22 protein-coding genes are annotated in these 22,072 nt (G+C 53.0%); 13 read left to right on the plus strand and 9 right to left on the minus strand.

Annotated features, from left to right (window positions below; all coding sequences use genetic code 11):
- Nucleotides 1-6: 6 nt before the first annotated feature.
- The 7 genes from DFT_RS07565 (at nt 7) to DFT_RS07605 (ending at nt 9,883) form a co-directional block, all read left to right on the plus strand.
- Entirely contained in the window at nt 7-3,354 is a 3,348-nt protein-coding gene (locus DFT_RS07565) for a helicase-related protein (protein ID WP_054030615.1), read from the plus strand.
- Nucleotides 3,355-3,356: 2 nt separating this feature from the next.
- Complete coding sequence (drmB, locus tag DFT_RS25440) at nt 3,357-5,207, plus strand: DUF1998 domain-containing protein (protein ID WP_083453382.1); 1,851 nt, start codon at nt 3,357-3,359, stop codon at nt 5,205-5,207.
- A gap of 7 nt (nt 5,208-5,214) precedes the next feature.
- Nucleotides 5,215-6,393: a restriction endonuclease gene (locus DFT_RS07580; protein ID WP_076750441.1), complete on the plus strand. Its 1,179-nt coding sequence runs from the start codon at nt 5,215-5,217 to the stop codon at nt 6,391-6,393.
- A gap of 34 nt (nt 6,394-6,427) precedes the next feature.
- The gene (locus DFT_RS07585) at nt 6,428-6,967 is read left to right on the plus strand and encodes a very short patch repair endonuclease (protein WP_083453383.1); all 540 of its coding nucleotides are present in this window, start codon (nt 6,428-6,430) and stop codon (nt 6,965-6,967) included.
- A 392-nt stretch (nt 6,968-7,359) separates the two neighbouring features.
- The gene (locus DFT_RS07595) at nt 7,360-8,457 is read left to right on the plus strand and encodes a hypothetical protein (protein WP_152971899.1); all 1,098 of its coding nucleotides are present in this window, start codon (nt 7,360-7,362) and stop codon (nt 8,455-8,457) included.
- A 209-nt stretch (nt 8,458-8,666) separates the two neighbouring features.
- The gene (locus tag DFT_RS07600; protein ID WP_054030620.1) at nt 8,667-9,188 is read left to right on the plus strand and encodes a hypothetical protein; all 522 of its coding nucleotides are present in this window, start codon (nt 8,667-8,669) and stop codon (nt 9,186-9,188) included.
- Nucleotides 9,179-9,883: a hypothetical protein gene (locus DFT_RS07605; RefSeq protein WP_054030621.1), complete on the plus strand. Its 705-nt coding sequence runs from the start codon at nt 9,179-9,181 to the stop codon at nt 9,881-9,883. Before DFT_RS07600 ends, DFT_RS07605 begins: the two co-directional genes overlap by 10 nt.
- Before the next feature lie 164 nt (nt 9,884-10,047).
- Here the strand turns inward: DFT_RS07605 and DFT_RS07610 are convergent, their stop codons facing one another.
- The 5 genes from DFT_RS07610 to DFT_RS07630 form a co-directional block, all read right to left on the minus strand.
- Nucleotides 10,048-10,311: a type II toxin-antitoxin system Phd/YefM family antitoxin gene (locus DFT_RS07610; RefSeq protein WP_054030622.1), complete on the minus strand. Its 264-nt coding sequence runs from the start codon at nt 10,309-10,311 to the stop codon at nt 10,048-10,050.
- A gap of 162 nt (nt 10,312-10,473) precedes the next feature.
- A complete protein-coding gene (locus DFT_RS07615) occupies nt 10,474-10,863 on the minus strand; it encodes a type II toxin-antitoxin system death-on-curing family toxin (RefSeq protein ID WP_054030623.1) in 390 nt (129 codons plus the stop codon).
- A gap of 3 nt (nt 10,864-10,866) precedes the next feature.
- Nucleotides 10,867-11,094 carry an AbrB/MazE/SpoVT family DNA-binding domain-containing protein gene (locus tag DFT_RS07620; RefSeq protein WP_054030624.1) on the minus strand — a complete coding sequence of 76 codons (228 nt, stop codon included), beginning with the start codon at nt 11,092-11,094 and terminating at the stop codon, nt 10,867-10,869.
- A 273-nt stretch (nt 11,095-11,367) separates the two neighbouring features.
- On the minus strand, nt 11,368-12,162 hold the full coding sequence (locus DFT_RS07625) for a heterodisulfide reductase-related iron-sulfur binding cluster (protein ID WP_054030625.1): 795 nt from the start codon (nt 12,160-12,162) through the stop codon (nt 11,368-11,370).
- A gap of 52 nt (nt 12,163-12,214) precedes the next feature.
- Nucleotides 12,215-13,069 (minus strand): O-methyltransferase, encoded by an 855-nt coding sequence (locus DFT_RS07630; protein WP_161807104.1) that lies wholly within the window; start codon nt 13,067-13,069, stop codon nt 12,215-12,217.
- A 160-nt stretch (nt 13,070-13,229) separates the two neighbouring features.
- Here DFT_RS07630 and DFT_RS07635 point away from each other — a divergent pair, with 160 nt between their 5' ends.
- Genes DFT_RS07635 through DFT_RS07650 form a run of 4 tightly spaced genes read left to right on the plus strand, consistent with a single transcriptional unit; the run spans nt 13,230 to nt 14,625 of the window.
- Nucleotides 13,230-13,523 (plus strand): hypothetical protein, encoded by a 294-nt coding sequence (locus DFT_RS07635; RefSeq protein WP_054030627.1) that lies wholly within the window; start codon nt 13,230-13,232, stop codon nt 13,521-13,523.
- A 12-nt stretch (nt 13,524-13,535) separates the two neighbouring features.
- The gene (locus DFT_RS07640; protein WP_054030628.1) at nt 13,536-13,775 is read left to right on the plus strand and encodes a CueP family metal-binding protein; all 240 of its coding nucleotides are present in this window, start codon (nt 13,536-13,538) and stop codon (nt 13,773-13,775) included.
- Nucleotides 13,776-13,779: 4 nt separating this feature from the next.
- Complete coding sequence (locus DFT_RS07645) at nt 13,780-13,962, plus strand: hypothetical protein (RefSeq protein WP_054030629.1); 183 nt, start codon at nt 13,780-13,782, stop codon at nt 13,960-13,962.
- A 15-nt stretch (nt 13,963-13,977) separates the two neighbouring features.
- Nucleotides 13,978-14,625 (plus strand): hypothetical protein, encoded by a 648-nt coding sequence (locus DFT_RS07650; protein WP_054030630.1) that lies wholly within the window; start codon nt 13,978-13,980, stop codon nt 14,623-14,625.
- 51 nt (nt 14,626-14,676) lie between these two features.
- Here DFT_RS07650 and DFT_RS07655 read toward each other — a convergent pair whose 3' ends face one another.
- The gene (locus DFT_RS07655) at nt 14,677-17,019 is read right to left on the minus strand and encodes a hybrid sensor histidine kinase/response regulator (protein WP_054030631.1); all 2,343 of its coding nucleotides are present in this window, start codon (nt 17,017-17,019) and stop codon (nt 14,677-14,679) included.
- Between the two features lie 392 nt (nt 17,020-17,411).
- Here DFT_RS07655 and DFT_RS07660 point away from each other — a divergent pair, with 392 nt between their 5' ends.
- Nucleotides 17,412-20,090: a cation-translocating P-type ATPase gene (locus tag DFT_RS07660; RefSeq protein WP_200907039.1), complete on the plus strand. Its 2,679-nt coding sequence runs from the start codon at nt 17,412-17,414 to the stop codon at nt 20,088-20,090.
- 136 nt (nt 20,091-20,226) lie between these two features.
- Here the strand turns inward: DFT_RS07660 and DFT_RS25445 are convergent, their stop codons facing one another.
- Complete coding sequence (locus tag DFT_RS25445) at nt 20,227-20,799, minus strand: substrate-binding domain-containing protein (protein ID WP_200907040.1); 573 nt, start codon at nt 20,797-20,799, stop codon at nt 20,227-20,229.
- Entirely contained in the window at nt 20,712-20,996 is a 285-nt protein-coding gene (locus DFT_RS27235) for a helix-turn-helix transcriptional regulator (RefSeq protein ID WP_076750444.1), read from the minus strand. Before DFT_RS27235 ends, DFT_RS25445 begins: the two co-directional genes overlap by 88 nt.
- A gap of 81 nt (nt 20,997-21,077) precedes the next feature.
- Between DFT_RS27235 and DFT_RS07670 the strand changes: the two genes are divergently transcribed.
- Nucleotides 21,078-21,338: a TOBE domain-containing protein gene (locus DFT_RS07670; protein ID WP_235506192.1), complete on the plus strand. Its 261-nt coding sequence runs from the start codon at nt 21,078-21,080 to the stop codon at nt 21,336-21,338.
- Between the two features lie 141 nt (nt 21,339-21,479).
- Here the strand turns inward: DFT_RS07670 and DFT_RS07675 are convergent, their stop codons facing one another.
- A complete protein-coding gene (locus tag DFT_RS07675) occupies nt 21,480-21,815 on the minus strand; it encodes a hypothetical protein (protein WP_054030634.1) in 336 nt (111 codons plus the stop codon).
- Between the last annotated feature and the right edge of the window lie 257 nt (nt 21,816-22,072).

A 22,072-nucleotide genomic window follows, 5' to 3' on the forward strand; every position in this document is an offset into this window, starting at 1 on the left:
AACAGAATGACACATGAGGAAATCTTCAGGCAGCAGATGATAGAGGCCCTTCGGCATGAATTGATTGGTCCACCATGGCTTACGACAGGAACCGGAGGAGATGTCGGCAATGGAATTGTCGAGCAGCCCGGTGAGGTACTGCAAGAGTCTCCTGTCCAGCGGTACTCTGCTGGCGTCCTGTTCCCACCTAGCCAGCCAATAATTGAGGTAGAAGATGCCGATGTCTCAACTGATGAACCTGAACTTGATGAAGCGAGGCCAGAGATTTTTGCAGATGAGGAGGTAAGGGATTCGGATAAGAAAGGACGGGGAAGCGATGCAATCAGTGACGCATATGATGAAACCGTCCGGATGGCAAATGAATTTATGCCTGCAGCCATCGGCTTGACATTCATTGCCAAAGTGCCAGCTGAGGGTCTGATTATTCAACCCCGCGCAGCAGTGTATAAGTCACAAAAACCTGGGGGAGCGGATTCGAAACTGAGGGAGTGGCATCGGATTGTGCTGGACCTTGAGCCGGTAAGGCTGAAAATTCCGCAAAATACCGTTCGTGATCTGCAATCATTCAAACTCGCAGAACACCTGCGTTTGCGCGCCATTTATCATCTGCGCCAAAATGGGGCGTACCTCATTACTGTATCGTTGCTCAATACAAGGACATCCACTGGAAATACCTTTCCGTCAGGCGCCGACTGTTTTTTTCAGACCGAGTTTGATGTGACCGCACTGGACAAACAGTATGTGTTTTTTGAGTACCGTACATCACCTGGGGTTTTGAACGATCCAGAGGAGGCAGCCCTGGAACTGCTCTACAGAAAACGCAGGGCATTTGCCGTCGGTCATGGGTGCGCCGCCGACTGGGGGACGGAATCGGGTGGCCGTACAAATCGGATTGCGACATCCACGATACCGGCATTCAAGGTAGCACCTGTCCTGCCTCGAGAAGGTTCTGGCGATGAACTGAACATGTTCGTCCTTTCCGGCGCTGAAGGCAGAATGACACGTGAAGAGATCCCCGGATTGCTTGCTCAGCTCAAACGGGATTACGAGGCCTGGATCCGTGACAGGGAGGAGGAAGTTGACACCCTGCCATCGCATCTTCAGGAAGCCGCTCGTCGGAATCTGGCATATTGTCGTCGGTGTCTGTCACGAATTCAGGCTGGAATTGAATTGCTCCGCACAAACGATAATATGTTGACTGCATTCATGCTCGCCAACCGTGCCATACTCATGCAGCAGTACCACTCCCGCAGAGAAAAGCGTACAATTTCGGGACCATGGGAAGGCCTACCAACGAGTTATGAACCGAGAGAAACACGAAATGGCCGGTGGCGTACATTCCAGCTTGCCTTTATTCTGATGAATTTGTTGTCGCTCGTAAAACAGGAGGATGGAACCGACCATCCTGACAGAAGTCTTGTGGATTTAATCTGGTTCCCGACTGGAGGCGGAAAAACGGAAGCCTATCTCGGTCTGGCTGCATGCGACATATTCCTTCGTCGTCTGAACAATCCCGAAAACGCTGGCTGTACTGTCCTGATGCGTTATACATTGCGACTTCTGACGGCACAACAGTTTCAGCGCGCAAGCTCCATGATTTGTGCTTGTGAACTGATACGTCGCGAAATGTCAGGGGCGCTGGGGAATGAACCCATCACTATCGGACTCTGGGTCGGCCTCTCCCTTACGCCCACTCGGCGCGGCGATGCTATCAGAGCTGCAAACGCTCTTGCCAATAAGCAAAAACAGGCTGAAAATCCGTTTCAGCTATTGAAATGTCCCTGGTGCGGAACGGAATTGGACGACCGCGAGCACCTTGGCTATTTGCCACACCCCAGACCTAAGACCGTTATATTTAAGTGCCCTGATTCCCGCTGCCCGTTTTCGAAGAGGAGCAACCGACTACCTGTGATGGTTGTGGATGAGGATATTTATGAATCACCACCGACACTAATTATTGGTACAGTGGATAAGTTTGCCTTGCTTGCTTGGAATGGTGATTCAGGAAGCATATTTGGTCATGGCACGCAGTACGACCCTCCCGACCTTATAATACAGGATGAACTGCACCTCATTTCAGGCCCTTTAGGTTCTGTAGTTGGCTTGTACGAAAGTGCCATCGATATGCTTTGTTCCTGGCGAGGAAGACTTCCCAAAATTGTGGCATCTACGGCAACAATTCGTCGGGCTTCACAGCAATGCCGGTCCCTTTATGACAGGGATCTGTTTCAATTCCCGCCACAAGGACTGGATATTTCAGATTCTTACTTCGCCATAGAGGATGCGCATGCACCAGGTCGGATATATACTGGTGTGTTCGCAACCGCAGCACCTTCATTCGTTACGGCGATGATTCGTACCTTAAGTTCGCTGTTTCAGTCCTGTAAATCAATTGCACTTCCTGACGGTGCAAAAGAAAGCTGCCGTGACCCCTATTGGACAGTACTTCAATATTTCAACAGTCTGCGCGAGCTTGGCCATGCTGCCACTCTTGTCGAAGCCGACATCCCCGAATACATGTGGGCCATTGTCAGTCGGGATCGCATACCTAAAGAACTATGCCGACGCTTCCTCTCTAGCGAAGAGCTCACTAGTCGCCGAACTGCTGATGAAATTCCGAAGATACTCGACCGACTCGAAGTGAAATATCCGCGCCAATCCGAAAATGATCCCTATCCCCTCGATACACTGCTGGCAACTAACATGATTTCAGTAGGTGTTGATGTTTCTCGCCTGGGCCTGATGGTAGTGGCCGGCCAGCCAAAAACCACATCGGAATACATCCAGGCGAGCAGCCGCGTCGGTCGTTCGGACAAATCTCCAGGATTGATCGTTGCAATGTACAACCCAGGCAAGCCGCGGGACAGGTCTCATTACGAACAGTTCCGTGCCTATCACTCAGCTTTTTACAGATTTGTCGAACCGACAAGTGTTACTCCATTCTCCATCCCGGCCTTGGAGAGGGCACTGCACGCAGTGCTTGTCGTAATTGCACGGCATCTGGCCAGAATAGAAACGCCGGACAAGATTGAACCGACTGCAAAAGCCATAAACAATGCTGTTAACTTTATTCGTTCACGTTGTGAGAACTCGCATCCCGAGCACTCATCCCTCATTGAAAGCAAGCTGCGTGCCTTGCTGCGACAGTGGGTCGAATTCAAGCCTGGGATATGGGGAGGCTTTGGCCGGCCACCCGAAAATCAGCCTCTGATGTACCCTGCTGGTACTGAACCGCGTGTGGAATGGGACGTTTCATGGCCTACACCAACATCTATGCGAAATGTTGACGTAGAGTGTCTTGCACGAGTGGTCTCGACATATCCTGATCCAAACGAATCAACAACGGGGGAATAGCCATGGCACGAAAATCGTTAAGACGATCACAGGCAGTGATCCCATTTGGCATAGGTGCGCTGGTTGATTTCCCGGGACAGAGTCTCATGGCTGCAGGGTTGGACGTTTGGCCAGATCAGCCAGAGTGTCAGGTCCGTGATGACCGTTTGGCTCGTCGGCTTGAGGTGGATTATTTCCGTTCTCCGCCACCACCACCGCAGCCCGGGTTTGCAGGTGAATATCTTCCCTTTGTACGGTTTCCTCTGTGGCATTTTTGCCCCCGATGCAGGACTATGAAGAGGGCCAACTGGAACGACGTTTCCCCGCCGCGCTGCGACAGTGAATTGTTGCCGCTGCGTACGGGAGCACCATCTTGTGCAACGCTTCCAGAGAAAAAACGATGGCGCATGGTTCCATTGCGATTTGTTGTGGCCTGTGAGAATGGACACATCGACGATTTTCCTTGGGTACTGTGGGCACACAGCAGGCCCGGCGAGTCATTGGATACTGTTACACCATGCAATGATCCTGTGCTGCGATTCAACTATACTGGGAAAGCCGGATTGATGGGGCTGCTCATTAAATGCGAAGCGTGTGGAGCCAAAGCACGATCATTGATGGGATCAGCTGGACCAAATTCGCTAAAGGGCTTTAAATGCGAGGGTAATCGGCCATGGCTTGGACCGCATGGCCAGGAAAACTGTATTTCCGTGGATCCGCCACGGATGCTGCAAAGAGGTGCAACCAACCTGCATTTTTCGAAAATTGCCAGCTCCATTCTTATTCCGCCATTCAGTGATCCTATCCGAAAACTGGTTGATGATGCTCATAACTGGAGTGTCTTGACGTCAGGAGTCGAGGAGGGCGGGACACCCGACGAAATGCGTTTGCGAATCTTCGCTGAAATGAAAAAACTCGACTTCAAGCGCCTTAAAGAGGTGGTTACTCAGAAACTCGCTGGTGTTGGTCTTGAAAATGGTATTCAAACCGAAGAAGAATACCGGTTCTCCGAATACAAGGCTATGTTGGAGTCCCCTGGTGACACGGATCAGGAGTTCATCACGGAAAAACCAGAAATGGGCACCTATGAGGAGGATATCCGTGAATACATAGATCAGGTCGTATTGGTGAAGAAACTCGCAGAAACACGTGTTTTAACAGGCTTTTCACGCATCAACCCGCCACCTTACCGTGAATTTGACCAGCAGGATCAATCGCAGTTGAGCCTTCAGGCAAAACCCTGGTTGCCTGGTATACGCGTTTATGGCGAAGGTATCTTTTTCACTTTGAAGGCATCAAAAATTCAACTGTGGCTCAGCAATACGGATACCCGGCGCTATGATGAAATCTTTGCGAACCACCGGCGCATTTATAACAAACTGGGCCGAAAACCTCGGGAAATCCCCTCCAAGTTTTTTCTGCTGCATACGCTGGCGCACATCCTGATCCGTCGTTTGAGTTTCGAATGCGGATATGGGAGCTCCTCCTTGAGGGAACGGATATATTGTTGGGAGGGCGATGACCGGGCCATGAACGGTATTCTGATATATACTGCCGCTGGCGACAGCGAAGGAACAATGGGCGGTCTTGTCGAGCAGGGGAAGCCTGGCCGGCTAGAATTCCTGTTTCAGGGTGCGCTAAAAGACGCATTATGGTGTTCCACCGATCCACTTTGCATTGAAAGTCACGGGCAGGGTATTGATTCGTTAAACCGCGCAGCATGTCACGCCTGTGCATTGTTGCCTGAAACAAGCTGCGAAGAAGGTAATCGTTTCCTGGACCGTGTAGCCGTGGTTGGAAAGCCTGATAACCTTTCATTGGGCTTCTTCTATGACATCGTGAACAATATTTTGTCAGGCACTGAACAGGAATAGAGAGACGTTGGCTGCTATAAAAGAATTCGATTTTATAAAATTGGAAGAATCAGATCTCATCGTTGATGCTGTATACAAGGGTGGACGCTCAGCGAATGCCGGGGATGATCCTCTGCATCCACTAATTGGGGTCAGTAATCAAGGGGGGTTTCGTTACCTTGGCAATGTTGAAACGCCGCGCTTAGTTGTACTAACGTCAAGTTTCAATGATCCGGATTGGCCGGACAACCTTGATAAAGAAACAGGGATTTTGACTTATTTCGGAGATAATAAGCGACCTGGACGTGCACTGCATGAAACTCCACGAAATGGAAACAGGTTGTTGCAAAATATGTATAATGCGGTTCATGCCAACCCTCCTCGCAGGGAGGAGGTGGCCCCAATCCTTGTATTCGGAAATGCAGGGTCTTTCCGAGATATGGTTTTTCTTGGGTTGGCTGTCCCTGGGACACAAGAATTAACAGCCATGGAAGACCTTGTCGCTGTATGGAAAGTTGCAGGGGGACAGCGATTTCAAAACTATAAGGCTTCGTTTACAATCTTAAAAGTGCCCTGTGTTTCTCGTGATTGGATCAATGACATTAAACTTGGCGACCCCCTGTCTATTAACTGCCCAGTTCCGTATAAGCGCTGGGTACAAAATGGAATCTATATCCCGTTAAAAGCAGAGAGCTCAGTAGAACATCGGAGCAGGGCAGAGCAGATGCCTGAAGCTGCTGAATCCCAGGAGATTGTTCGAACTATTCATGAATATTTCAAGGATGCACCGGTTTTGTTTGAAGCGTGCGCCGCAAATATAGCTCAACTGATGGATAGGAATTTTTTCTCCTTCAATCTCACCAGGCCAAGCCGGGATGGTGGTCGGGATGCCATTGGTCTTTATCGAATTGGTCATGGTGCTTCTGCGATTTATGTGGATTTTGCCTTGGAGGCAAAATGTTATGACCTGGCAAATTCGGTTGGTGTTAGAGGATTATCACGCCTGATTTCAAGGCTGCGACATCGCCAGTTCGGTGTTATAGTGACGACGTCATACATAAATTCACAGGCGTACCGCGAACTAAAGGAGGATGGTCATCCTGTTGTGGTAATTGCGGCGAAGGATATCGTTTCGATTTTATCGCTTTCAGGTCTCAACAGGGTTGAGGACGTTCGGCATTGGCTTGAGACCAATTTCCCGAAGTAAAAATTGGGAACTTCCGAAACCTGCAAGGCAGAAAATGGCAAAAAAAAATCAGAATAAAAAACGGACAACGCCAAAGGCCGGCCACCGTTCCTGGGCTCCAGGTAATGCCCCCATACCTGGCGAACATCGTGGCGATATCATGTCTGCCGAAAAGCGCAGTTGGGTCATGTCCCGGATCAAAGGGGAAAATACCAAACCTGAAAAAATTATTTTTGCCCTCCTTGAAGAACATGACATTTCATTCTCGAGGCACGTAAAGACACTGCCGGGTAGACCTGATATAGTTTTTCATCAGGCGAAGATAGCCGTTTTTATTGACGGAGATTTTTGGCATGGCTGGCGATTCCCCTTATGGCAACATAAGCTATCTGAAAAATGGAGAGAAAAGATCGCCGCAACCAGGAAGCGAGACCAGAAAAATTTTCGGAAACTACGTCGGTTGGGGTGGCGAGTCATTCGCATCTGGGAGCACAAGGTTGAACGAGCGTCCGAGGATTGCGTGGAAAGAATTCTGAAAGCACTGAAGCGAAGTCCGTCCCGCATTTCTAAAAATGATGGACGATTACAATGTTGAGTTCGTATGGATTATGTCTAAGTATATCGCCTGCAACCGTGAAAATATCAAGCAGCTAATTCGGACTCCAACGATCAGAAGGCACATTTCCAAACAGCAATCCTGGATCAATGAGCTGCTTGATGATTTCCCGTTGGAACAAAATCAGGCGATTTGATAAACAGGACATTAGCCTTAAATACGTTTCCTCTGGAGAACACGGCGTACTCTTTAAAAAGTTGATAAATTCCAATTTGTTGGCGTTTACCTGCCAATGGGAGAATGTTATGAAGAGGGTTGCACCCGGGGAGCCAGTCAAAAATAGCGCATTTCGAGCGCTTGTTAATTTAACGCAAAACCCCTAGGAACCCGTTCCTCGGGGTTTTGTAGTTTTAGCCTGTATTCACAACCTCTTGCACGGCCAGGCCGAACTTGTCCGATTCTCCGTTTCCAACCGTTACACGTGGGAATCGAACGTAAACCCCGGGGTTACGTTTCAACCCCCGGTACATTTTTCCGCGAACTCTCCGTTTCAGGTAACAGGCACTACTAATTTTGAGTTAGCCCAAAAGATCGAAGCCGATAAGAAATACCCACCCATAATAGTACCGAAGGCGTTGCGGAATCCGCACCCCTTTATTCAACAATCCCAGGAGATCCTTGAACTATGTCAACCGAATGATGTCGGGATTATCGAGCCAAAGGACAAGAATTGTCTGGATATCCGCGTTTCAAAAAAGAGCCTGCCGCGTGCACTCAGAATTATGAATGCGCTCATCAATGCCCTGCTCGAGAGAGGATTCGAAGTTTTTCAGGAAGATGGCTCGCTTAAGGTCGAGATTGAAAAAGAATACTTGGGGATAGGTATTACCGAGGAGATCATCTCAAAAAAGACCAAACCCAGAGACACGAAGCTGGATGGATATTACCATTTCGGCCACAGCCGGTTTGACTACGTGCGTATTCCTTCTGGCAAACTGTGCCTGACCATCCATGATAGGGGCCATTATTGGGGTGATAATTTTCGTAAAAACTGGCGAGATAAAGAAAAAAAGCAAGTTGAAGACTGCCTGGATGCTTTTATTATCGGACTCCATAAAAGGATTGCCCAGAAAAAGGAACACCGGCGTCAGGAAGAAGAGCGTGAACGACAGCGTCGTGAATTGGCGCGTCAAAGGGAGGAACAGGAAAGACGGCGTGCTGAGCTCGAACGTATGATACGGCAGGAAAAAGCGCGGGTCGCAAAACTGGTCACCGACGCAGAAAATTATGAAAAAAGCAGACTGATTCGAGAATTCATCGATGCCGTCGAAAAGGAGCACTCAGGCGGTAACCCTGTTTATGTCACGGATCAAGATCATGAAACATGGATGAAGTGGGCAAAAGAGCAGGCCGATAGACTGGATCCATTATCGCATAGTCCCTCATCCATACTCGACCAAGCTGCGGAGACGGATAAGGATGGGCCTGACGATGATAAAAAACCCGAAAACCCTTTTAAACGACGGTAACGGCACAAAGATAGTTTGCCGCTTTCTGGCTGCAGCAGGGCGACATAGATGGAAGTCTCGGTAATTTCCTGATGCCTTCGATGTCCCGGGGGAATACCCAGTTGCCTTGGTTGAGGGGTGGATTCTCGGTGTGATGTGATGGGGCCGTATTGACAAACATTGGCTTTTAGCTTATTCTCAATTCGCGAATCGCGAAAGGAGAATGACTGATGATTCTCAAGCCCCAAGATGTTTTTGTGTTAATTAAATTGATTTCAATTAATCCACATGAGTGGGCTTACAATACCTTGGCTGTTGATTTGGGCATGAGTCCATCCGAAGTGCATGCCGCTGTAAAGCGCTCTATCAAAGCTGGATTGGCAAACCAGGGTGAGTCCCAAATCAAACCCAATATCAGCAGGCTTGAAGAATTTCTTGTTCATGGCATCCAGTACGTATTCGTTCCGGACAGAGGCGAGCTGACGCGCGGAATGCCCACCGCTTTTGCGGCTAAGCCCTTGCTCGGAAAAATTGTTATGCCGGATGAACCCGCGCCTGTTTGGCCAGACCCGGAAGGCCCTGAGCGTGGTCAGGCATTCTCGCCACTGTATAAATCCGTACCCAAAGCAGCACGGAAAGATGCGCTCCTTTATGAATACCTGGTGATCGTCGATGCTATTCGAGGCGGTAGAGCCCGAGAGCGGGAGTTGGCGATAAAAGAATTAACGATGCGATTCAGGCAATGGTTATAAAAAAAGACCACCCCAATATCAAAATCCTTGAATCGGCCATTCAAAAACTTGGCCCGCTAGTCGATGAAATGGTCTTTTTGGGAGGCTGCGCCACCTGCTTGCTCCTTACCGATCCGGCCACACCGCCGCCCCGTGTAACCTATGATGTTGACGTCATCGTAGAAGCAGCATCTTTGTTGGATTATCACAGGTTGTCTGAAAAACTCAGAAGGCATAATTTTTCTGAAGACCTGAGTCCTGACGCATTCATATGCCGGTGGCGGTGCGGTGAGACCATTTTGGATGTCATGCCGACGCATTCGGGCATCCTTGGATTTGGGAATCAATGGTATACGGCCGCCTACACCGCCGCAATCTCTGTACCACTGCCTTCCGGCAAACTGATTCGGGTGTTACCAGCGCCATACTTTTTGGCCACTAAATTCGATGCCTTCAAAGGGCGGGGTAACCAGGACTTTCTTTTGAGCAAGGATATGGAGGATATCGTAACCATTTTGGATGGAAGACCGGAGATCGTCGATGAAATTCAGCAGGTGGCTGACGATTTAAGATCATACCTGTCCGGTGCACTCTCAGAACTATTGAACAACAGGCATTTTACCGATGCTTTGCCTGGCCACCTGCCTCCGGATAAAGCCAGTCAATCCAGATTGCCGATCATTCTCAAGCGCATTGATTCAATATCTAAGCTTTAGGGGCAAGAATAGCCGATTAATATCGTTTCCATCTCCAGTAAACTGAGAAAATAATAAAAAGTAGATAAAATACGATATGTTGAGACTCTGCGGCGTAAACGGAGAATGTTATGAAGAGGGTTGCGCTCGGGGATCCTGCCTGGCGGTTTCGGTCCAATAGAGCTTCATAACTCTTTGTCCAGATCCTCATCCGAGATCACCCGCCCATTTTGGACATCTGTCAATCCCCTTTGCACGGCATCGACGAAGCGGGCCTGTTCCGTTAGGAGGTCGAAATCGGACGGAGATATCAGCACTGCCGCTGCCTTGCCGTTCTGGGTGATGACAAGGGGGCGGTGTGAACTCTTTACTTCATGAAGCATCCTGGACGCTTTATTTTTAAAATCCGATAGGGAAACGATATCTTGAGAAATATTGATCGGTTTCATAGTTTTCACCTATTTAACTTAGGCTGATTTTGATCTTTAATATGGGCCAGAATTCGGGCTTCATCAAGTGAATGTTCTGTCAGCATTGGTGAAAGTGCAAGGAACTCCTTATTCCAGGAAATTTTGATTGAGAACAATTTCTCTTTCGAAGTCGGGAAAGGATCAGGCGGGTCGTGTGTGGCGCCGGATAAACACAGCCACGTCGGCTTTGTCAATGTCGCCCCGAGCCACGGCCAGCACCATCTCGGCGAGGTCATTCTCGGGGGCGTCGAAGTCAAATCCATTCAGGTAGAGAAAAATGAGTGCAGTTACAGCACCGACGCGCTTGTTGCCATCGACGAAGGGATGGTTCTTGACCAGGTGGAACAGACAGGCTGCGGCCATCTCGTAAATGTCCGTATGCAGGAACTGGCCTCCATAGGTAGCCGACGGCATACCGAGGGCGGATTTGAGCAACTCGATATCCCGGATGCCGGCGGCGCCACCGTAGCGGGTAACCTGGTCCTGGTGGATTTCCAGGACCTCGCTCAGCCGGAGGAAGATAGGCTCCACTGTTTATTCCGCCAGCTTTTTCAAGGCCTTGGGGTACCTGGTGTTCACCTTGTCGAGAGCGGCTTTGAAAGCTTTCCGTCGACCGGCATTTTTCACCGGGCTGAGAATCAGGACCTGCCCGTCGGTGGAAATATCGAACGGGGTATCGGCGTCTGCACCAATCAGTTCCAGCACAGGCTTTTCAATCACTAGTGCCAAGCTGTTTCCGTGTTTAGTCAGGGTCTTGATCATGGCTCGGACCTCCCATTTGCGTTGACACATTGTCGATACAAAGATACAACAAGCAATCGACCCGGTCAAGGGCCGTTTGCAATATCCGAAATCTCTTCGCCAATAACAAGATTCACCGGTATCCTCTACCCATCCCGGTTTGCTAATTTTTCGGCATATGTTCTGGGAGTGTGTATCTACATGCGTTCCTTGCCATTTTTATAGAAATCTCCAAGTCCTCGTTTTATTCCGTGGATCATTTGACTCTCCTCCATCCTCCCAGGTCCGCTTTTCTTATGCGGTCTGAATCATGTCAATAAATTCGGGGAGCATCAAAATATTCACGTGTCGATCTTTCGGCATTTTGACAACGGCCTGCGAATAGCAGCCGGTGCAGATATGGACCATGGTGTCGCTTTGGACATGATCGAGCATATGCGCCAGGCCGGCAGGTGTAAAGCAACAGGAGGGCGCGCTGATCCTGTTTACGGAAAGTCCTTTGATCTTGTCGAAGACCTGATTTGTTGATTTCAAATCCACGGGAACAGGTGCAAAGCGGCGGTGTAGCTTATAGCATCCGGCATAATAATCGATTTGTCGATTGCATTCCAAAGTGCCGATGGACTCAAGCAGGACCTCGGGAAAATAGATGATGTTCTCCTCTGGAAACGCAAACTTATAAATTGGATAGCATGGCGAGCAGAAAAGAATGGTTCGGTTTGCCCCCAGCTTTTTCACCTGTTCGATGTTGTTGCCGACAAATTCTTTTGAAAGCGTGCGGCACGCTTGCATTGCCGTTTCATCTTTTGCCTTGATTGCCGGCCGATACAGATAATTGCCGCAGCAATATTCCTTGGACAAAAAGGTGAAATCAACGCCGGCGCGTTCCAGTATCCGGGCGAATTTTTCCACTGCATTGGGAACCATTTTCAGATTTTGACAGCCCATGATGACCACATTTTCCGCCGGGCGATCAAACGGGAGATTCATCGCTTTCATCGTTTCGATGCGGTTGGGTAGATTGTCGAAAGTGTGCCCGAGGGTCCGAATGGTTTCGACCATTTTGGCATCGATCAGCGGGTGCATCATCTTGATCCTCCATAGTGGTTGGATATCTTGTTTCCCTTCGCCTTCATTCGTCTCAGTCTCGCACCGTGACCTCGAACCCGCCTTTAAACGGGACCGTTATGGTTCGGAATCGGTTTACAGGGTCATGCACGAACTCAAAGTAGTCGCGGTAGAGGTTGGCGAACGCCGTGGTGTTGTCGCAAGCCACGATGGCCCCTGGACGCAGGTGCGGGGCAACGAGCTCCAGAGCTGGCAGTGCCACTTCCCAGATATCAATCAGCATGAAATCTACTGGACCGCCTACATCGCGCAGGGTCTGTCGGAGGTCCCCCTCGCGCAACTCGATGAATTCGCTGAGCCCGGCCTCCCGGAAATTGGCTCGGGCGGCTTTTGCTTTCTCAGGCTCGTACTCTGTTCCAATGACCACACCGTGTCCGACCCGGTTGTCGCGCACCGCCGCGGCAAGGTGGAGTGTCGATACCCCAAATGAAGTGCCGGCTTCAACGACCCGCGTCGCCCGCAGGGAACGGCAGAGCATATAACAAAACTGCGCTTTCTCTTGGTCAAGAGCAACCATCTTGTCCGCGAAAAAGCGATGCATGTCCTCGTCAAAGCGGTAATTCTGATCCATGGTGCCTTCCTGCACCCGCCGTGCAATGTAAGCTTTAATTTCGTCGTTTTGCTTTTTGCTCTGTGAATACAAACGGGCGAGGAGGGACTCGAGCGTCGGGTCGTTCAAAGGGGAGGTCATTTTTTGTTTCTCCTTAGTTTCAACCGTGGGGCCCTGTTTGCTGTCGTGCGCGATCAGGCACATACTGCGTAGAATGCCACAGGCATGCCTGTACCTATCGGCGTCCATCCAAAATTGCAATGTGTTTAGACGATGCTTCAGCGCATGGATGACGGGCAGCCGGTTCAAATGAACCAAACAGAACCGCCACATGGATATTCATCTGATTGGGCAATCGTACATTTATCGAGATTGACCAGATGGATAGAATGAATATGGTACGACGTAAACCAGGAACTCACAGTCGTTTTCGTAAATAGACCCCGGTAAACGATCTTCCCTGGTCAAGGAGGGAAAAATGAACCCAAAAAAGATACTCATCGGCTTGTTGTTTTCGGTAGGCCTGATGCTTGGAGTTTCCAGCTGCCAACCCGATCCTCATTCCCCGGAAGGTATTTTGAAAAACGTCGATGCCAGGCAAGCCATTTCGATCGCAAATGAATGGAAGTGGTCCAAAAAAGAGATCAAGAGCCATGTGACGAGCCGCAACGTCGTGTTTGAAATACCCGAACATAAACCCATCCGGATTCCACTGCCTGATGATCAGATGATGATCGCCATTGCACCTTACATAAATCAGACACACACCTGAGGTGTTCACTTCATGTCCTCCTGTCAGGGGGAGCTGCCTGAAACAACGTTTGAAGTGAGCGCAATCGATCAGAAAGGAAATGAACTTTTTAAAGGACCCAAAACCACCTTGAAAAATGGCTTCTTTGAGATCTGGTTACCAAGGGACCGCAATATCCAGTTGACGATTCAAGGGTTGGGACTGAAAACCCAGGGGCAGATTGGGACCTTTGACCAAAGCGATACCTGTATTACCACGTTTCAATTGAAGTAAAACAATGCTGAAAACCAAGGGCGGAAGTCGACCCAACCGCCGCAATATCAGCGATGTCCTCTCTCGCCTCGACAATTATTTCGTCATGGAGGATGTGAACGATGCCTGCATCCTGAAGAGCAGTTGTTTGTCCAATTCAATCAACGCCGACTTGAATCCATCGGCCGCCGTTCCCTTGACACGATGAAAAGAAGGAGATGACATGATCTATACCGAAGAAACCTTGAACCTCGCCCATGCCAGCTTCGAGGCGCTGGACAACTATATCGAATTTGCCCAGGAGAAATTGGTGCCTGTGCTGCCGGAGCTGGGGGCAAGGTTGATCGCAGCGTTGAGCAGCGACGTCGAGTGGTTCTGCCAGGTCAAGCAGATCATGGAATTCGATAACATGGCGTCGCTCAAGGCGTTTCGCGTGAACTGCAGTCGGAGCAAAGCCTGGGGAGACTACGCCGCCGGGCTCGAGGACCATGCGCCTGTAAGGTCCTGCCGGCTGTTGGAACCCCTTGGACATGCCGTTCCAAGCGAGGTTCTGCACCAAGCCATTGCCGACAGCAGGGAAACGCCGAACCACGGCTATTTGTTTGCCATACTGGAAGCCGCCAATGGGCAGATGGCCAAGCTGGAAGCGGGGCTTGCGGAGTCCCGGAAATTCGTGCCGATCATTGCCAGCTGGCGGCCCATCAGCGGAAGCCCGAATGAAGTCATCGATGTCTGGAAATCCCCGGAGCCCCAGCAGAAATACGAGCCAGCAGGAGAGTGGCGGACAAAGTTTTTAAGGAGTGTCCGGCTGCTGGCCCCGAAAGAAAGGGCGATGCGGCTGATCGCCCTGCCATTTTCACCCCTGCGGTAGAGAATATTCGGGACTCTTCGAGGATGGTTCCATATTTTTATGGCTCTATTTTTATGGAGATGCGGCCGAATCCGGCTGATCCAGTACAGATCTCACTTTATCCGTCAACCCCCTGATGGAAAATGGTTTTTGCATGAAATGGACGTTATTCTCCAGGACGCCCCGGTGCATGATGATATTTGAAGTGTATCCGGACATGTACAGGACTTTGATGGCGGGTCTGACTCGAATCAGACGCTCTTTCAGCTCCTTGCCGTTCATTTCAGGCATGACCACGTCGGTGATCAATAGATGGATGGCTCCTGGATGGCCAAGGGCCTGCTCCAACGCCTGGGAGGGTTTCTGGGCTGTCAGCACCGTATAGCCATTGTGTTCCAGCACACTTTTGATCAGATCCAGAATCGTTGCTTCATCCTCCACGACGAGGACCGTCTCGGTTCCTGTTGCAATGGGGGCGTCAGCGGCCCTTGTCGTATCCTCCAGCACCTGTTCAGACTTGGGCAGGTAGAGTCTGAACGTGGTTCCCATGCCCGGCTCGCTGTACACGTTGATAAACCCCTCGTTTTGCTTCACGATGCCGTAGACCGTGGCCAAGCCCAACCCGGTGCCTTCGCCGACTTCCTTGGTGGTGAAAAACGGTTCGAAGGCATTTTGAAGGGTTAGCTTGTCCATGCCGCAGCCGTCATCGCTGACCGCCAGCATCACATACGCCCCGGGCTTGAAGCCGGCGTGAACCGCGCAATAGTCCTCATCCAGGACCCGGTTCCTGGTTTCGATGGTGATGGTTCCCACCCCTGCGATGGCATCTCGGGCATTCACGCACAGGTTGGTCAGGAGCTGGTTCACCTGGGTCGGGTCCATCTTGACCGCCCACAGGGTCGTGGCCGGATGCCACAACAGTTCGACATCCTCCCCGATCAAGCGGCGCAACATCTTCAGCGAGGTTTCGACCACGTGGTTGAGATCGAGCACTTTGGGCGAGATGGCCTGTTTGCGGGCAAAAGCTAAAAGCTGCTGGGTCAGATCCGCCGACCGTTCGGCAGCGCGGTAGATTTCCTGTAAACTCGACCGATGGGGGTCGTCCGGCGCCATTCCCAGCAGCATCAGTTCGGTGCGGCCCAGGATGGTGCTGAGCATGTTGTTGAAGTCGTGGGCGATACCGCCGGCCAATGTCCCGACCGCCTCCATTTTCTGTACCTGGCGCAACCCATCCTCCAGCCGCTTCAACTCCGTAATATCGGACAAGGTGACCAGGGCCCGGCCGTCGGCCAGAAAAACCCCGTGAAACTCGACATCCTTGATCCGGCCGTCCTCGCAGGTCACCTTGAACTCCCGCGCGGCACGGACGGTCTGCCTGGCGGCCTCCCAATCCTCGATCACCTGTCGGCGGTAATCCGGGTCCGGATAGGCGCGGGGAAACCAGTCGTCCAGATGGTTGATCTCCACCTGGGTGTATCCGGTGAGGTCGGTGAACCCCTTGTTGGCCACCACCAGGCGGCCGCAGCGGTCCCAGATGGTGATTCCCAGGGGAAGGCTTTCGAACAGGTTGTTGAGCATATCGCGCTGGTTGCGCAAGGTCTCGTAAGCCTGAATCTCTTCGGTGATATCGTGGGCCACGGCATAGGTGACCCTTTTTTCCGGGGCCGGGTGGGACACCCAGTTCAGCCAGCGGTAGTCGCCGTTTTTGCAGCGATAGCGATTCTTGAAGTTGATGACCTTTTCACCGCGCCGAAGCTTGTCGGCGATCTTCCGGCGGGTGGCATCGACGTCGTCCGGATGGACGAATTCGGTGAACGGCACGGAGAGCAGTTCCGCCTCGCTGTAGCCGAGGGTAGCCATAAAGGCGGGATTGACTTTGAGGAAAGTGGCGGTTTCGATGTCGGCGATGCAGATCATGTCCAGGGACATGTTAAACAGGGTCTGCTGTTCCGACTGGGCGTGTCGGATCTCGCTGATATCGACGACAGCGCCCACAAGTCCGGCCACCTCGCCCTTTTCGTCGCGGAACACATGCTTATGGTAAATGACGGGCCGGATACGGCCCATTTTGTCTTTGACCTCGAATTCATAGACTTGCAATTGCGGGTTCTTGAGAAGATCCAGGTCCTTTTGATGATAGATCCGGGCGTGCTCGCCGGGCCACAGCTCCTCGACAGTTTTTCCGCGGATCTGTTCGGCGGTGACGCCCATCAGATCAGTAAACGCTCTGTTGCAGCCTTGATAGCGGCCGCGGGTGTCCTTGTAAAATATCGGCGTCGGGATCGAGGCCAGCAGTGATTCGGTAAAATTCAGGCTGCGCTTGAGTTCGGCTTCCAACTGCCCCAGGTGTCGGGTTCGGGCTTCGAGGTCGGCAACCCGCTGCTGCAACGCTTCATAGGTGGGTTTGGCGGGCATGGATTCCCCCTGCGTGCGTGATTCCTGTCCATCTTGTAATAGGACGTTTTCTTTTCACCACTGAGTATGGCAGTACTGCCCATTTGTGTCAATACGCAAATAAATACAGTACCTTGTACTTCATGGCGATCCTGTCTTCGTAAACAGGACGGTATCGGGCCGTTGTATTCAAAAACGGTCGAGTCATAGCCTGCCGGTTTTGTTTGCCATAGACAGGGAAAAGGCCGTAAATACACGGGTCATATTTAACGAAATGTCAAAAGCAATAACGGAAAAATGCCCGGTGGTTCAAAACGAAGGGGGCGGCGACAGGCTGCTTGTGCCACCGCAGCATCATGATTCAGGCAGTTTGGTAGAGATAATGACTCTTAAAAAGTGGAGTGGAGATAATCGTGAGTGAAGAGAAAGGCACCTCGATCGACTGGCACCGGCTGGATTCAAATGAGGCCGCGCGGAAACTGAAGTCATCCGAAACGGGTCTTGCCGCCGAAGAGGCGCGCCGCCGCTATGCGCAATACGGACCCAACGAACTCATCGAAAAACAGCGCAAATCGTTGTGGATGATGTTTTTGGATCAGTTCAAGGACTTCATGATTCTCGTGCTGATCGCCGCCGCCTTCGTGGCGGGGGTGATCGGCGAACCGGCGGACAGTATCGCCATCGCCGTGATCGTCATGCTGAACGCCGTACTGGGGTTCGTACAGGAATACCGGGCCGAAAAGGCCATGGATGCGCTGAAAAAGCTGGCGGCCCCCTCTGCCGTCGTGATCCGGGACGGGCAGGCCGCGTCGGTCGCCGCGGCGCAATTGGTGCCGGGCGATCTCGTGATCCTGGAGGCCGGCAACGTGGTTCCGGCCGATCTTCGGCTGACCGAGGCGGTCCGGCTCCGCATCCAGGAGTCCGCCCTGACCGGCGAGTCCGTGGCCGTGGAAAAGGACAGCCGGTCCATCGAGGAGGCGGACCTGCCCATCGGCGACCGCAGGAACATGGCCTACAAAGGCACCCTGGTGACCTACGGCCGGGGACAGGGACTGGTGACCGGCACCGGCATGCGAACCGAGCTCGGGCGGATCGCCGGCATGCTCCAGGACCAGGGTGAGGGGCGGACCCCGTTGCAGAAACGGCTCACCACGTTCGGGCAGAAGCTCGCCTGGGCCGTGCTGGCCATTTGCTTCATCGTATTCGTCACCGGATTGCTCAGGGGAGAGCCGCCGCTCCTGATGCTCCTGACTGCGATTTCGCTGGCGGTGGCGGCCATTCCAGAGGCCTTGCCCGCGGTGATCACCATCTCCCTGGCGCTCGGCGCCAGGAAGCTGGTCAGGCAGCAGGCGCTGGTGCGAAAACTGCCGGCCGTGGAAACCCTCGGATCGGTCACCTATATCTGTTCCGACAAAACCGGCACGCTGACGCTGAACCGCATGGTCGTGGAAGAGGTCTATGTCGACGGCCGCCGGCAACCGTCCAGGGAGATATCGCCGCTGGCCCGGGAGACCGGCGCAGGCGGGACGCCATCGGGCGGGGATGCCGTGGATCTGTTGTTCAGCGCCATGGCGCTGTGCAACGACACCCGTCGGGAAGGTTCGGACACCCTCATCGGCGATCCCACCGAAACGGCGCTGTTCGAGCTGGCCCGCGCAAAAGGGTACGACCGGGACAAGCTGCATGAAAGCCATCCCCGGGTGGCGGAGATTCCCTTTGATTCGGACCGTAAACTCATGACCACGTTCCATCCATGGAAAGACGGCCGGGTCGTTTCCTTTACCAAGGGAGCGGTCGAGGAAATTCTGGAGCGTTCCGAATCGGCTGTCGGCAACCGCGGGCAGGAGGCGGTGGACCGCCCGAAAATCCTTGAAGCGGCGGACCAGATCGCCGGCAACGGCCTGAGAACCCTGGGATTTGCCATGCGTGTGTGGGACGCCGTTCCCGATCCCCCGACCTCGGAACAGGCGGAAAAAGCCATGGTCTTTATCGGCATGGTCGGCCTGATGGATCCGCCCCGGCCCGAAGCGGCGGAGGCCGTGGCCATGTGCCGGTCGGCGGGCATCCGGCCGGTGATGATCACCGGAGACCATCCGCTGACCGCTGCAAAGATCGCGGAGCGGGTCGGGATCATCCGCGCCGAGGGGGAGGGTGTCCTGACCGGGCGGGAACTCTCCCGGCTGCCATTGGAAGCATTCGAGGACCGGGTGGAGCGGATCCGGGTCTATGCCCGGGTCGCCCCGGAGCAGAAACTGAAGATCGTCGAGGCCCTGCAGGACAAGGGACATTTCGTGGCCATGACCGGGGACGGGGTCAACGATGCGCCGGCGCTGAAACGGGCGGACATCGGGGTGGCCATGGGCATCACCGGCACGGATGTGTCCAAGGAGGCCTCCCACATGATTCTGCTGGACGATAATTTCGCCACCATCGTCAAGGCCGTGCGGGAAGGGCGGCGCATCTTCGACAACATCCGCAAATTCATCAAATACACCATGACCAGCAATTCCGGGGAGATCGTCACGATTTTCCTGGCGCCGTTTCTCGGCCTGCCCATCCCCCTGCTGCCGATCCACATCCTGTGGATCAACCTGGTGACCGACGGGGTGCCCGGTCTGGCGCTGACCGCCGAACCCGGCGAGCGCAACATCATGAGCCGCCCCCCGCGGCACCCCAGGGAGAGTATTTTCGCCAATGGGCTCGGCGTCCACATCGTATGGGTCGGTCTGCTCATGGGCGCGGTGTCCATCGTCACCCAGGCCCTGTTCATCAACAGCACCCAGACCCACTGGCAAACCATGGTGTTTACGGTTTTGTGCCTGAGTCAGATGGGGCACGTGCTGGCCATTCGCTCCGAGCAGGACTCTTTTTTCAAACAGGGCGCCTTTTCGAACAAGCCTCTCCTGGGTGCCGTGCTGCTGACATTCGCTCTTCAGATGGCCACGATTTATGTCCCGGTGCTCAACCCGATCTTTAAGACCGCGCCGCTGACCGCCGGCGAGCTTGTCATCACGTTGCTGCTGTCCACGGTCGTGTTTTTGGCGGTGGAGATCGAAAAGACCATCAAAAGGTCGAAACTGAAGCGTTCTTGATCGCATCCTCTCCCGCCGTGCGGGGGGGGCATGGGTTAGTCAAGATCATGGCAACGGGTGTGACCGGATCGGACGCGATGAAAGCCAACCCGGTGTGTTTACCCTTTTGCGGCGCCTGTCGATGCCAGTTCCGCGATCAGTTGGCCGGTGACCGAGCCGTCGTAGCCGGGCAGGCAGTCCAACTCTTTGTGCAGGCAATGCGGTAGGCGCCTTCGCGGTGGGAGAACACTTCGTTGCGATACCCATTGATGGCTTCTGAATCTATGCCGGCCGTCCTCAATTGATCGTCCAGAAGCACCCGAAGTGCGGCGCCGGGTTCGCGATTGACAAAACGCACCATGGGCTGTGCCAGATCGGCCACGGTGCGAATGCCCAGGGGGTTGCCCCTGCCTACCATCAGCCCCTCCTCCATCAGGGAAAAACCGAACACCCGGACGGGCGTGTTCATCCGCTGGCGCGCGGCCTCCACATTGGATTCGGCTTTGCCCGAATTGTGCAGGTGGGTGCCGGCGACGTGGGCCGGTCCCCGGGCGAGGCCGTCGGCTGCGCGCAGGCCGAAGGGGACCGATTCCGTGCCTTTCAATGGAAAGCCCACCACCCGGTCCCGCACCTTTCCCAAAGTCAGACGGGTGGATGGTTCGACGGTGTCGCTGACCACCTGAACCGGCGTGTATTCGGGCGGCGCGGTCTCGACAAACAGATCGTCCACCCGGCAGCTGAACAACCGGCCAACTGAAGGACAATCGCCGTGTTGGGCAGGTTCCGCCCGGATTCGATGTCGTATATTGCCTGGCGCCGAATGCCCAGGCTTTCGGCGAGCTCTTCCTGTGACCAACCTTTTTTCAGCCGGAATTCCTTGACATCGTATCTGATGGTGTCGCGATTGAGACTTTTTTTCCGGCCCATGAGCACTTGCTCAAAGTGCCTCCCATGCCGGCAGGGCGGGGTGCTCCGATTCGTGTACGCATTTCGGCCCGGAATGTGGCCGTGGCCCTCCAGGCACCCAGCGTAACCAGCTTCCAGAACATTTTCCCCGGCAAGGTTGACCAGATCATTGATCAGGGAGAATCTTATGTCGATCTGCGTTTGAATATCGGTTGTTTTCTATGGGCACGCATTACCCGTCAATCCTTCCTGGACTTGAATCTGAAAACGGGCCAGCCGGTATTTGCACTTATTAAAAGTGTGGCCGTATCATCAGGTGCCGTCAATGACGTGGTGAACGAGCGCAAGACGCAAAGAATCTGACATGCACCCAGACAGTCCATAGAACTGTCACCCACCGCAGGCAGGGACTCAGCGGAGGTGCACAGGGCGAATCGGGTACTGAAAATTTTGTATTTCGACCTCATTATTTCCGCTCCGGACCGGAAATCTTTTCACCCTCGCTTATGATTTGGCGCATACCCGGATGGTGCTGGCACCGAACCCCGCCCACTCATTCAACGGCCTGTCCGATACAATAACGAATCCTTCTCTGCCGGGATCATCCGTCGAGGATATTGAAACGTCACCGACCATTTTGTGGGTCGCCGGGTCTATGGCGATGGTCAAACCGTCTATTTCCTTGATGAGATCGTTTGCTCCGGGCGCTTCCGCCGCCAGGCCGAGGGACGCGTCGCAGCATCCTGTCGATCGAATCTCGATGCGCACGGAAAGCGGCAGTCCCTTTTCCAGCAGCGTCCTCTTGATGTCCTCACAGGCAAGCGGACCAAATTTGATCATCGCTATTGTCCTCCTATTTTTCAGCACGTCAAGACGGAAGAATTTGAGGGGGCATGCTGTCGGCCCGCCCCCTCATATCGTGATGGTGTTTAATATACCTGCCTGCAGAGTTCAAGGGTTCCCGCCGGACTGAATAGGGGGCTTGCGTTGTAAAGCACTACCGGGTCGCCTGCGGCATCCAGAATGCGCGCTTCGAGAGCTTTTTCGGAAATCCCTAAACCCTGGTCTCATGGGATGTTCCACCCTCTTCATCAGCC

The organism is Desulfatitalea tepidiphila (genome assembly GCF_001293685.1).
Taxonomy (GTDB): Bacteria; Desulfobacterota; Desulfobacteria; order Desulfobacterales; family Desulfosarcinaceae; genus Desulfatitalea; species Desulfatitalea tepidiphila.

Coding starts and splice junctions, on each gene's coding strand:
- DFT_RS07565 (WP_054030615.1), top strand. CDS start 7: ATGACACATGAGGAAATCTTCAGGCAGCAGATGATAGAGGCCCTTCGG.
- drmB (WP_083453382.1), top strand. CDS start 3,357: ATGGCACGAAAATCGTTAAGACGATCACAGGCAGTGATCCCATTTGGC.
- DFT_RS07585 (WP_083453383.1), top strand. CDS start 6,428: ATGGCAAAAAAAAATCAGAATAAAAAACGGACAACGCCAAAGGCCGGC.
- DFT_RS07600 (WP_054030620.1), top strand. CDS start 8,667: ATGATTCTCAAGCCCCAAGATGTTTTTGTGTTAATTAAATTGATTTCA.
- DFT_RS07605 (WP_054030621.1), top strand. CDS start 9,179: ATGGTTATAAAAAAAGACCACCCCAATATCAAAATCCTTGAATCGGCC.
- DFT_RS07610 (WP_054030622.1), bottom strand. CDS start 10,311: ATGAAACCGATCAATATTTCTCAAGATATCGTTTCCCTATCGGATTTT.
- DFT_RS07620 (WP_054030624.1), bottom strand. CDS start 11,094: ATGATCAAGACCCTGACTAAACACGGAAACAGCTTGGCACTAGTGATT.
- DFT_RS07625 (WP_054030625.1), bottom strand. CDS start 12,162: ATGATGCACCCGCTGATCGATGCCAAAATGGTCGAAACCATTCGGACC.
- DFT_RS07635 (WP_054030627.1), top strand. CDS start 13,230: ATGAACCCAAAAAAGATACTCATCGGCTTGTTGTTTTCGGTAGGCCTG.
- DFT_RS07640 (WP_054030628.1), top strand. CDS start 13,536: ATGTCCTCCTGTCAGGGGGAGCTGCCTGAAACAACGTTTGAAGTGAGC.
- DFT_RS07645 (WP_054030629.1), top strand. CDS start 13,780: ATGCTGAAAACCAAGGGCGGAAGTCGACCCAACCGCCGCAATATCAGC.
- DFT_RS07650 (WP_054030630.1), top strand. CDS start 13,978: ATGATCTATACCGAAGAAACCTTGAACCTCGCCCATGCCAGCTTCGAG.
- DFT_RS07655 (WP_054030631.1), bottom strand. CDS start 17,019: ATGCCCGCCAAACCCACCTATGAAGCGTTGCAGCAGCGGGTTGCCGAC.
- DFT_RS27235 (WP_076750444.1), bottom strand. CDS start 20,996: ATGGGCCGGAAAAAAAGTCTCAATCGCGACACCATCAGATACGATGTC.
- DFT_RS07675 (WP_054030634.1), bottom strand. CDS start 21,815: ATGATCAAATTTGGTCCGCTTGCCTGTGAGGACATCAAGAGGACGCTG.